The organism is Sphingopyxis sp. JAI108, from assembly GCF_013410105.1.
Lineage (GTDB): Bacteria > Pseudomonadota > Alphaproteobacteria > Sphingomonadales > Sphingomonadaceae > Sphingopyxis > Sphingopyxis chilensis.
The window spans coordinates 63,352-74,489 of sequence record NZ_JACCCJ010000003.1 but is presented as its reverse complement, the minus strand read 5'-3'; the positions used below and the strand labels follow the sequence as shown (position 1 = coordinate 74,489).

Genomic DNA, 11,138 nt, shown 5'->3' with positions numbered 1-11,138 from the left:
TGCGATCGGGGACCAGCCGGTTTCCGGCCGAAATTCGGCCAATCCGCGTGACAATGTATAAACAGACCCGACTGGGAAGGACGAATCATGCCGCCGAAAACGCGCAACCTCACATGCCTGACGCTGGCCACTTTGTTGGTGACGGCGCCGCTTGCCCCCGCTCCGCTGTTCGCGCAGCTCGCGCCCGCCGCAGAGACGTCGGCGAATGCGGCAGCGTGGACGCGCGCCGATCCGAAGATGGACCGGTTCATCGCCGATCTGATCGCGAAAATGACGCTCGACGAGAAGATCGGGCAATTGTCGTTGCTGACCAGCGACTGGGATTCGACCGGCCCGACGATGCGGGACGGCTATCAAGACGACATCCGAAAGGGGCGGATCGGGTCGATCTTCAACGCCTTCACCGCCAAATATACGCGCGACCTGCAACGCCTGGCGGTCGAGGAAACGCGGCTCAAGATCCCGCTGCTCTTCGGCTATGACGTGATCCACGGCCACCGCACCATCTTTCCGATCTCGCTCGGCGAATCGGCGAGCTGGGACTTGAACGCCATTGAAAAAGCTGCGCGAATCTCCGCGACCGAAGCCTCCGCCGAGGGGATTCACTGGACCTTCGCGCCGATGGTCGACGTCGCGCGCGACCCGCGCTGGGGCCGGATGTCCGAAGGGGCGGGCGAAGATGTCTATCTGGGTAGCAAGATCGCGGCGGCGCGGGTGCGCGGCTTTCAGGGCGACGATTTGAAGCGCGTCGATACCGTGCTGGCGACGGCGAAGCATTTTGCCGCCTATGGCGCCGCGCAGGCGGGCCGCGATTATCATACGGTCGATATTTCGGAGCGTACGCTGCGCGACGTCTATCTGCCGCCGTTCAAGGCCGCCGCCGACGCGGGCGCCGCGACATTCATGACGGCGTTCAACGAATATGACGGCGTGCCCGCATCGGGCAGCCATTATCTTCTGACCGACGTGCTACGCGATAAATGGGGTTTCAAGGGCTTCGTCGTAACCGATTACACGTCGATCAACGAAATGGTCGCGCATGGCTATTCGAAAGACCTCAAGCAGGCGGGAGAGCAGGCGATCAACGCCGGGGTCGATATGGACCTGCAGGGCGCGGTGTTCATGGACCATCTCGCGAAATCGGTCGCCGAGGGCAAGGTCGATGTGAACCGCGTCGACGCGGCGGTGAAGGCGATCCTCGAGATGAAATACCGGCTCGGCCTGTTCGAGGACCCGTATCGCTATTCGGACGAAGCGCGGGAAAAGGCGACCGTCTATCGCCCCGACTTCCTCGAAGCCGCGCGCGACGTCGCGCGCAAGTCGATCGTCCTCCTCAAGAACCAGGACAATGCCCTGCCCCTCGCCGTCTCGGCAAAGTCGATTGCGCTGATCGGCCCGCTCGGCAACAGCAAGGAGGATATGATCGGCAGCTGGTCCGCCGCGGGCGACCGCAAGACGCGGCCGGTTACGCTGCTCGAAGGGCTGCAGGCGCGCGCGCCGAAGGGAACGACGGTCGCCTACGCCAAGGGTGCGGGCTACCAGTTCGCCGATGCGGGCAAGAGCGATGGATTTGCCGAGGCGATCGCGCTGGCGCAGAAATCCGACGTGATCATCGCCGCGATGGGCGAGCATTGGAACATGACCGGCGAGGCGGCAAGCCGCACCTCGCTCGGCCTGCCGGGCAACCAGCAGGCCTTGCTTCAGGAACTCAAGAAAACCGGCAAGCCGATCATCCTCGTTTTGATGAGCGGGCGCCCGAACAGCATCGAATGGGCCGACGCCAATGTCGACGCGATCCTCGAGGCCTGGTACCCGGGCACGATGGGAGGCCACGCAATCTCCGATGTCCTGTTCGGGGATTATAACCCGTCGGGCAAATTGCCCGCCACCTTCCCGCGCAACGTCGGTCAGGTGCCGATCCATTACGACATGAAGAATACCGGACGGCCGATCAATCCGGCGGACCCGAATGCCAAATATGTCTCCCGCTACCTCGATACGCCGAACACCCCGCTCTATCCGTTCGGATATGGGCTGAGTTACACCAGCTTCACCTATTCGCCGGTGACGCTCGACCGGGCGAATATCCGCCCCGGCGATAAGTTGACGGCGAGCGTCACCGTCACCAACAGCGGCACGCGCGACGGCGAGGAAGTGGTGCAGCTTTATGTCCGCGACCTCGTCGGGTCGGTGACGCGGCCGGTCAAGCAACTCAAAGGTTTCGAAAAGATCAGCCTCAAGAAGGGTGAAAAGCGGACGGTCCGCTTCACGCTGACCGACGCCGATCTCGCCTTTACGAGGGCGGACATGAGCTGGGGCAGCGAGCCCGGCCAATTCAAGCTGTGGATCGGGCCGTCGTCCGCCGAGGGGGCCGAAGCCACGTTCGAGCTGACCGATTGACGATGCGGTCTCGCCTTCCGGTCGCGCTCGCCCTGCCGCTCGCTTTCGCTGCCGCGGCGGGGGCGCAGCCGGCCGCGCGCCCGAACATCGTCTACATCATGTCGGACGATCACGCCTATCAGGCGATTTCGGCCTATGGATCGCCGTTGTCGAAGCTTGCGCCGACGCCCAACATCGACCGCATTGCAAAGAATGGTGCGATGTTCACGCAAAGCTTCGTGGGCAACTCGCTCTGCGGCCCCAGCCGCGCGACGCTGCTTACCGGGCGCCAGAGCCACGCGCATGGCTTTACCCAGAACGGCCAGCGCTTCGAGAATAATGTCTGGGTCTGGCCCCGCGCGCTGAGCCAGGCGGGCTATGCGACCGCGATGTTCGGCAAATGGCATATCAACCATTCGCCCGAAGGCATCGGCTTCGACGACTGGAAAGTGCTCGACGATCAGGGCGAATATTATAATCCCGATATCATCACGCCCAAGGGGCGCAGCGTGGTCGAGGGCTATGCGACCGACCTCATCACCCGGTACAGCCTCGACTGGCTGAAGAACGGCCGTGACAAGTCCAAGCCGTTCGCGATCCTGATCCACCACAAGGCGCCGCATCGCAATTTCATGCCCGCGCTGCGCCATGTGCAAAAATATCAGGGCGTGACCTTTCCCGTGCCCGACAATTATTTCGACGAATATCGCGGCCGCATTGCTGCCGGCACGCAGGAAATGAACATCTATCGCGATATGTATGAGGGCCACGACCTCAAGATGACGGTCGCGAAGGGGTCCGCGCAGCTGCGCTACAATCGCTGGCCGGGCGCATTCGACCGCATGACGCACGCGCAGCAGGCCGAGTGGGACGCGCTTATGCAGGCCGACAACGACCGGCTCAACGCTACGCCGCTCTCGGGCCGCGACCTCGCGCTGTGGAAATACCAACGTTACATGCAGCAGTATCTGGGGACGATCGCGGCAGTCGACGAAGGCGTCGGCGCGGTGCTCGACTATCTGGAGGAAAGCGGCCTCGATCGGAATACGATCGTCGTCTACACCTCCGATCAGGGCTTTTACCTCGGCGAGCACGGTTGGTTCGACAAGCGATTCATCTATGAAGAATCGATGCGCACACCCTTCCTGATCCAGTATCCGGGGCATATTCGCCCGGGCACGCGCATCGCTGCACCGATCCAGAATATCGACTATGCGCCGACCTTCCTCGACTATGCCGGGGTCAAGGGCCCGGCGACGATCCAGGGCCGCTCGATGACGCCGCTGCTCACGGGTCGGACGCCGCGCGACTGGCGCAAGGACCTCTATTATCATTATTATGAGTTCCCCGGATTTCACTCGGTTCGCGCGCATTATGGTGTGCGCGGCGAGCGCTACAAGCTGGTCCGCTTCTATGGCGACGGACTCGACGCGTGGGAGTTTTACGACCTCAAGACCGATCCGCGCGAGATGGATAACCGGATCGCAGACCCCGCGATGAAGGCGCCGATCGCGCGCATGAAGCGGCGGCTGGTCGAGCTGCGCCGCGAATATGAAGATACGAGCGGCCCCGCCATTCGCTGACCGGGTTGCGGCGATCGCCGGGCGGCGTTAGGCGGACTGGTGTGAGCCCTGAACCGCCATCTGCGTTCGCGCCCTTCCGCTACCCGGCGTTCCGCGCGATCTGGATCGCCAACCTGGCTTCGAACATGGGGTCGATGATCCAGTCGGTCGCGGCGGCGTGGCTGATGACCGAACTCACCGAATCGCATCTGCTCATCGCGCTGGTGCAGGCGGGTGCCACGATTCCGATCATGCTGCTCGGTATTTTCGCCGGTGCGATCGCCGACAATTTCGACCGGCGGCGCGTGATGCTGGCGGCGCAGACCGGAATGCTGATCGTCTCGGCAGCGCTGACGCTGACGACCTATATGGATGCCATCACGCCGCTGACGCTGCTTTTCTTCACACTCGCGGTCGGGTGCGGCACTGCGCTCAACGGGCCGGCGTGGCAGGCGTCGGTGCGCCTCCAGGTGGGGCCGAAGGATTTGCCGCAGGCGATCGCGCTCAACACCATCGCCTTCAACCTGGCCCGCAGCGTCGGCCCGGCACTCGGCGGGATATTGATCTCGATCGTCGGCACAGCCGCCGCGTTCGGACTCAACGCGATGAGCTATGTCGCGCTGATTGTCGTGCTGCTGCGCTGGCATCCCGAAACCGTGCCGCCGCGCCGGACGCCGATGTTGACCGCGATCGCCGCGGGCATCCGCTTCTGCACCCATTCGGATCCGGTACGCCGCGTCCTTATTCGTGGTTTCGCCTTTGGCGTCGGCGCGGCGGGGTTTCAGGCGCTGCTCCCTTCGCTCGTCCGCGACCGGCTGCACGGGACCGAAATCGTCTATGGCCTGTGCCTTGCCGCCTTCGGCGCCGGATCGATCTTTGCCGCGCTGTGGATCGGGGGGGCGCGCCGCCGCTGGGGCAGCGACCGCGTCGTGACCGCCGCGTCGCTGATCTTTGCCGCCGCGATGCTGCCGGTCGCGCTGACGGCCAGCCTTCCCGCCCTGATGATCGCCGCCTTCGTCGCCGGCGGCGCCTGGGTGTCGACGCTGACGACGCTGAATGTCGCGATGCAATTGCGATCGCCCGAGGAGATTCTCGGCCGCTGCCTGTCGATCTACCAGGCGGTGACCTTTGGCGCGATGGCGCTCGGTGCCTATACGCTCGGACTGGTCGCCGACCTCAGCAGCTTGCCCGCGGCGATCCTCGGTTCGGCCGGCTGGCTTCTTCTATCCGCGCTCGTGCTGCGTTTCGTGGCGCCGATGCCGCGCCGCGACGAGGGCCGTATCCTGCCCTGAACCTCAGCACGCCTCTTCGATCGTGAAGCGGCTGTTCGACAGTTGCAATTCGTCGCCGCAATGGCTGCACGCCGCGACCATGTGCAAGTCATGCCCGCACGGACGATGCGTCAGCAGCACCGGGGGGCCGCGCTCGTCGGAGAACCATTTGTCGCCCCATTGCAGCAGCGCGAGCAGCACCGGGTAAAGGTCGCGGCCCTTGGCGGTCAGGCGATATTCGACGCGGTCGGCGTGGCTCGAATAGGGCACGGTCTTTAAAATTTCCTGCCGCACCAGCCGTTCAAGGCGGCCGGTCAGAATGTTCGTCGCCATCAGCGTGTCACGCTGGATATCGTCGAAGCGGTTGATGCGCGTGAACATCGCCCGGACGACGAGCGTCGCCCAGCGATCGCCGAACAGCTCGATCATCGTATCGACAAGCGGACGTCCGCCGGGCCGCCGCGCGCCGACCTCGCCGTTGAAACGGCGACGTTCATAATGCGGGACGACTTGCGCAAGGCCGGGCCCTTCGCGCCAATCGACGTCGCGCGGGTCGATCTCCACCCGGCAATGGGCACATGCGGGCACCGGCTCGGTGGCGTGGCCGCAGGTCGCGTGGTGGAGCCGGACCTGGAAATCGCGGCTGTCGGCTTCCCACTTGTGCTGCCAGCGCAGCATCATCAGGCCGTTGGGAAACTGGTCGCGACCCTTTTGCGTCAGCACATAGTGAAATCCGCGCCCGCCCTTCTTAGGCACCTTGGCGAGGCAATCCTCCTCGACCAGCTTCTTGAGCCGCCCGTTGACGACCGAGCGCGCGAGGCCGGTGCGCGCGACGAATTCGTCGAAACTGTGAATGCCGAGGAACGTCTGTTCCATGATCAGGAGGACGGGAACGTCGCCGACGACATCAAGCGCGCGCCAGATCGAGCAAGCCCTGATGGTGCGGTCGTGTTTCAAATAAGCGGTCCTTATCTCGCTCCGCCCCTAGACCAAGGGACATGCATCGACAAGGCTGGCGCCCGCGACAGCGAGGACGGCCGGAGCCGCCCTCCCACCCCCTCAAAAGCGGCCGGTCAATTGCACCGCGATCGTGCGCGGGCGGTCGACGATACCATTGTACGCGTTGCCGGCATTGCCCGTGATCGTGGTCGCGAGCGGCATCGAACTCGCGGTCTGCAGGATACGCTGGTTGGTGAGGTTGCGACCGATGACCGCGACCTCCCAGCGATCGTCGATCTCAGCCAGCGCAAGGCGCGCGCCGAGCTTTACATAGCCGTCCTGATGCGTGCGAGGGTCGAGGTTCGCCGCGGCGATATAGGAGGAGGAGAAGTCAGCGTTGACGTTGAACGCGACCTTCATGCCGCTGGTAACGGGCGTGGTATAATCGACGTTCAAATTCCCCGACCATTCGGGGCTGAGCGCGTTGCGCTTGCCCGAATAATCGCAAAAACCGTTCGCGCCGGGCACTTGCAGATAATAGCATTGGCCATCGGTGAAGTTGGTGAATTTGAAGTCGAGATAGGCGATCGCGCCGCTGACGGTCAGCCCGGGGGCCAGCGCCGCGCGGAAATCGGCCTCGACGCCCTGGGTTCGCGCTTCGGCGGCGTTGCGAACGTTGAAGTTCAGCGTCCCGTCGAAGATGTTGACCTGAAGATCCTTATAATCGGTGCGATAGACCGACAGGTTGAACGCGACATTGCGGCCCTTGTATTTGAGGCCCGCCTCGAAATTGTCGGCGCTTTCGTCCGCGAACTCGAACGCCCCCGGCTTCGCGACGGTGGTCGAGGTCGGCAGCGAGTTCGACCGGATGTCGAAGCCGCCCGCCTTTGTGCCCTTGGCGTAGGAGGCGTAGAGCATCAGGTCGTCGGTCGCGTCATACTGGACGTTGACCATCGGGTTGAAGCTGTCCTCGCTGATCTTGCCCGCGATGCTGTGCGCTTCGATATTGAGCGCGCGGAACACCGCCGCGACGACCGGCGCGGGCGCGGTGCTGAGCGGCCCCTGCACGATAGCGAGGCTGCGGCTGCCGCTTTTTTTCTCGTGATTGAACCGCGCGCCGGCAGTGATGCGAAGCTGGTCGGTCACCGACAATTCGCCCTGCGCGAAGGCCGAGATCAAATCGGATTTCTGCGCATAATCGCGGTCGTTGCTGGTGTCGCCAAGCGCGCTGAACGGGGCGCCCAAGGCGAGGAAAGTCGGGTTGAAGAGGGTGAAGTCCTGCACATCGAGCTTCGCGTGCTGATAATAGACGCCGCCGATATAGTTGAACACCTCGCCGCCCGGTGAGGTCAGGCGGAGTTCCTGGCTGAACTGGCGATAATCCTCGCGCAAATTGGTGCCGTCGAGGAAACTGATGCCCGAAAAATCGACGTCGACGATCTCGCGCGTCTTGTAATCGAGCAGCGACGAGACCGAGGTCAGCGTATGCTCGCCGAGTTCGAGGTCGGCATTGAGCGTCGCGCCGAACACCTTGTTGCGGCTTTCATAGCCATTGTCCTCGCGGACATAATCGGGATCGGTGCTGACGAAGAAGGGGCCCTGAAAGACGGCGTTGTAGTTGCCGACGGCGCCGAACACGTCGCGTGGCTGTCCTTTCATTTCAAAGTCGGCATATTCGAGCTTGAGTTCGGCCGCAAACGGCCCACCCTTGTCGAATTCGAGCTTGCCGCGGAAATAATATTCATCGACGTTGGGTTCGTCGCGATCGAGCTTCTGGTTATAGAAATAGCCGTCCATCGAACGGTGATAGCCGACGACGCGCGCCTCGACGCCTTCGCTCAAGGGGCCGGACAGTACGCCGGTAAGCTGAAATTCCTTGTGGTTGAATTCATAGAGGCCGCTGACCGAGCCTTCGAATTCGTCGGTCGGGCTGCGCGTCGTGATGTTCACCGCGCCGGCGATGGCATTTTTCCCAAACAGCGTCGGCTGCGGCCCGCGCAGTACCTCGACGCGCTCCATGTCGACGAGCGGCAGGCGCGAGAGTTGGTCGCGGCCGTAGTAAACCCCGTCGACGAACATCGCGACCGACTGTTCGAACCCCTTGTTGTCGCCCGAAGCGATGCCGCGGATCGCGATGCGGTTGGCAATCGCGGTCTGGGTGATCTTGAGGTTCGGGACCGACGACGAAATCTGTTCGAGGTTGGTCTGCCCGTAATTTTCGACCTGCTTGCCGCTGACCGCCGAGATCGAGATCGGCACATCCGACAGACCCTCGGCGCGTTTTTGCGCGGTAACGATGATTTCCTCGAGCCCGCCCTGATCGTCCGCGGGCGCCGCGTCCTGCGCAAAGGCGATTCCGGGGGTCGCGAGCGCGGTCGCGGCGAACAGCACGGCAAAGCTGGTCTTCATAATCTCTCTCCCTCCCACCATCGTCAGGTTCGCCCCGCGATGCTTTTCTGGTCTTGCGACTCTTATCGTCTTTAAGTATCGTTATGCAAGTCAGATAATTTGGGAGAGCATGATAGTGCCGAATAACGGCCTTCCACCGGCGCTGACGCAGGGTTTGCGACTGCCCGCAATCGCCGCGCCGATGTTCCTTGTCTCGGGACCCGAGATGGTGATCGCCGCCTCACGATCGGGCGTGATCGGCAGCTTCCCTGCGCCCAATGCTCGGACATCCGCCGACCTGGAGGATTGGATCAGCCGGATCGATGCGGCGCTGTCCAACGATCCTCACGCCGCATCGTGGGCGGTCAACCTGGTCGTCCATCCGTCGAACAGCCGCTTGCCCGAAGACCTCGCTTGCGTCGTGCGCAACAAGGTACCGCTCGTCATCACCGCGCTCGGCAGTCCGGCACGGGTGGTCGAGGAAATCCACAGCTATGGTGGGCTGGTCTTCGCCGACGTCAATTCGGTCGGCTTTGCGCGCAAGGCAGCAGCAGCCGGGGTCGACGGCCTTGTGCTCGTCGCCGCGGGCGCGGGCGGGCACACCGGCGCGACCGCGGGCTTCGCCTTTGTCGAAGAGGTGCGGCAGTTCTGGGACGGTCCGCTGGTGCTCGGCGGAGCGATTTCGACAGGTCATGCCGTGCGCGCCGCCGAGATATTGGGCGCCGACTTCGCCTATCTCGGCACGTCGCTGATCGCCTGCGCCGAGAGCATGGCGGCGGCCGGCTATAAGGACATGATCGTGGCCGCGGGCGCCGAAGACATCGTCCCTTCAAAAGGTATCACAGGTGTAACCGCCAACTGGTTGAAATCGAGCCTGATCGCCGCCGGATACGACCCTGCAAACATGCCCGAGGACAAGCGCCCCAATTTCTCGGACGCGCAGGACGATGCGAAGGCGTGGAAGAATGTCTGGTCCGCGGGCCAGGGCGTCGGCGCGGTGCGCGGCGTCGAACCCATCGCAACCATCGTCGATCGCCTCGTGAAAGAATATGATGCGGCCGCAACGCGCCCGCGCTTTGTCCCCGCCGAAGGAGTCATCGCATGACCGCCCAGCTTGTCGACACGATCCAGACGACGATCCAGCCGAACGACCATCCCTATATGAAGGGCGCGTGGCGCCCGACCTACAATGAGTGGAACGCGATCTTCGCCAACGGCGATGCCGAGGTGATCGGCAATATCCCGACCGACATCGACGGCGTCTATGTCCGCACGGGCGAAAACCAGATCCACGAGCCGATCGGGCGTTATCATCCCTTCGACGGCGACGGTTTCATCCACGCGATTTCGTTCAAGGACGGTCGCGCGAGCTATCGCAGCCGCTTCGTCCGCACCAAGGGGTTTGCGGCGGAGAAGGAAGCCGGCCGTTCGCTGTGGGCGGGACTGATGGAGCCGCCGCACAAGTCGACGCGCCATGGTTGGGGGGCACAGGAGTGGCTGAAGGATTCGAGTTCGACCGATGTCGCAATCCACGCGGGCAAGATCATCTCGACCTTCTACCAGTGCGGCGAGGCGTACCGGCTCGACCCCTTCACGCTCGAACAGTTCGGCACCGAAAGCTGGGTGCCGCTCGACGGCATTTCGGCGCACTGCAAGGTCGACCTCGCGACCGGAGAATTGATGTTCTTCAATTACTCGAAGCACGCGCCTTACATGCACTATGGCGTTGTAGGCGCGGACAATAAGCTGAAGCATTATATCCCGGTGCCGCTGCCCGGACCGCGGCTGCCGCACGATATGGCGTTCACCGAAAACTATACGATCCTCAACGACATGCCGCTCTATTGGAACGAGGAACTGCTCGAAAAGCGGCTGCATGTCGTCCAGTTCCACCCCGATCAGAAGACGCGCTTCGCGATCATCCCGCGCCACGGCCAGCCCGAAGACATTCGCTGGTTCGAGGCCGAGCCGACCTACACGCTCCACTGGCTGAACGCATGGGAGGAAGGCGACGAGATCATCCTCGACGGCTATTATCAGGAAGAGCCGATGCCGAAATCCTATCCCAATGCGCCGGAGGGCTTGGAGCGGATGATGGCCTATTTGGATCAGGGATTGTTGAAGCCGCGTCTCCATCGCTGGCGCTTCAACCTCAAGACTGGCGCGACGGTCGAAGAGCGGCTCGACGACCGCGATCTCGAATTCGGCATGTTCAACCACCGCTATGCGGGCAAACCGTATCGCTACGCCTATAGCGCGATCCCCGAGCCGGGCTGGTTCCTGTTCCGCGGCCTCGTCAAGCACGACCTGAACGCGCGCACGAGCGAAGAATATGAATTCGGCCCCGGCCGCTTCGGTAGCGAGGCGCCTTTCGCGCCGCGCATCGATGCGAAGGACGAGGATGACGGTTACCTCGTGTCGTTCATTGCGGACCTCGAAACCGACACATCCGAATGCGTGCTGATCGACGCGAAAAATATCACGGCGGGGCCGGTGTGCCGGATCATCCTGCCCGAACGCATCTGTTCGGGCACACACACCGTCTGGGCGTCCGGCGACGACATCGGCATGGGCGAAAACAGCGTGTTGGCCGCCTGAG

At 63.1% G+C, this 11,138-nt stretch carries 7 protein-coding genes; 5 read left to right on the top strand and 2 right to left on the bottom strand.

All coding sequences use genetic code 11. From position 1 onward, the window contains the following. Nucleotides 1-87 precede the first annotated feature (87 nt). The 3 genes from bglX to HDC29_RS14995 are packed head-to-tail and all read left to right on the top strand — an operon-like array spanning nucleotide 88 to nucleotide 5,233. Nucleotides 88-2,400 carry a beta-glucosidase BglX gene (gene bglX / locus HDC29_RS15005; protein WP_179499062.1) on the top strand — a complete coding sequence of 771 codons (2,313 nt, stop codon included), beginning with the start codon at nucleotides 88-90 and terminating at the stop codon, nucleotides 2,398-2,400. A 2-nt stretch (nucleotides 2,401-2,402) separates the two neighbouring features. Then, nucleotides 2,403-3,962, top strand: a complete 1,560-nt coding sequence (locus HDC29_RS15000) for a sulfatase (protein WP_179499060.1) — start codon at nucleotides 2,403-2,405, stop codon at nucleotides 3,960-3,962. A gap of 41 nt (nucleotides 3,963-4,003) precedes the next feature. Next, complete coding sequence (locus HDC29_RS14995) at nucleotides 4,004-5,233, top strand: MFS transporter (RefSeq protein WP_179499058.1); 1,230 nt, start codon at nucleotides 4,004-4,006, stop codon at nucleotides 5,231-5,233. Between the two features lie 3 nt (nucleotides 5,234-5,236). On the opposite strand, the gene HDC29_RS14990 is transcribed toward HDC29_RS14995, so the two are convergent. Both HDC29_RS14990 and HDC29_RS14985 read right to left on the bottom strand, forming a co-directional pair. Beyond that, complete coding sequence (locus tag HDC29_RS14990) at nucleotides 5,237-6,169, bottom strand: helix-turn-helix domain-containing protein (RefSeq protein ID WP_179499056.1); 933 nt, start codon at nucleotides 6,167-6,169, stop codon at nucleotides 5,237-5,239. 102 nt (nucleotides 6,170-6,271) lie between these two features. Beyond that, nucleotides 6,272-8,560 carry a TonB-dependent receptor gene (locus HDC29_RS14985; RefSeq protein WP_257018316.1) on the bottom strand — a complete coding sequence of 763 codons (2,289 nt, stop codon included), beginning with the start codon at nucleotides 8,558-8,560 and terminating at the stop codon, nucleotides 6,272-6,274. 109 nt (nucleotides 8,561-8,669) lie between these two features. On the opposite strand from HDC29_RS14985, the gene HDC29_RS14980 reads away from it, so the two are divergent. Continuing rightward, nucleotides 8,670-9,644: a nitronate monooxygenase family protein gene (locus HDC29_RS14980; protein WP_179499052.1), complete on the top strand. Its 975-nt coding sequence runs from the start codon at nucleotides 8,670-8,672 to the stop codon at nucleotides 9,642-9,644. After that, complete coding sequence (locus HDC29_RS14975; protein ID WP_179499050.1) at nucleotides 9,641-11,137, top strand: carotenoid oxygenase family protein; 1,497 nt, start codon at nucleotides 9,641-9,643, stop codon at nucleotides 11,135-11,137. The genes HDC29_RS14980 and HDC29_RS14975 overlap by 4 nt, the downstream gene beginning before the upstream one ends. Nucleotide 11,138: the final 1 nt, after the last annotated feature.

Bases quoted from the DNA above. Each gene is read 5' to 3' on its own strand.
- bglX (WP_179499062.1), top strand. From the start codon at position 88: ATGCCGCCGAAAACGCGCAACCTCACATGCCTGACGCTGGCCACTTTG.
- HDC29_RS15000 (WP_179499060.1), top strand. From the start codon at position 2,403: ATGCGGTCTCGCCTTCCGGTCGCGCTCGCCCTGCCGCTCGCTTTCGCT.
- HDC29_RS14985 (WP_257018316.1), bottom strand. From the start codon at position 8,560: ATGAAGACCAGCTTTGCCGTGCTGTTCGCCGCGACCGCGCTCGCGACC.
- HDC29_RS14980 (WP_179499052.1), top strand. From the start codon at position 8,670: ATGATAGTGCCGAATAACGGCCTTCCACCGGCGCTGACGCAGGGTTTG.
- HDC29_RS14975 (WP_179499050.1), top strand. From the start codon at position 9,641: ATGACCGCCCAGCTTGTCGACACGATCCAGACGACGATCCAGCCGAAC.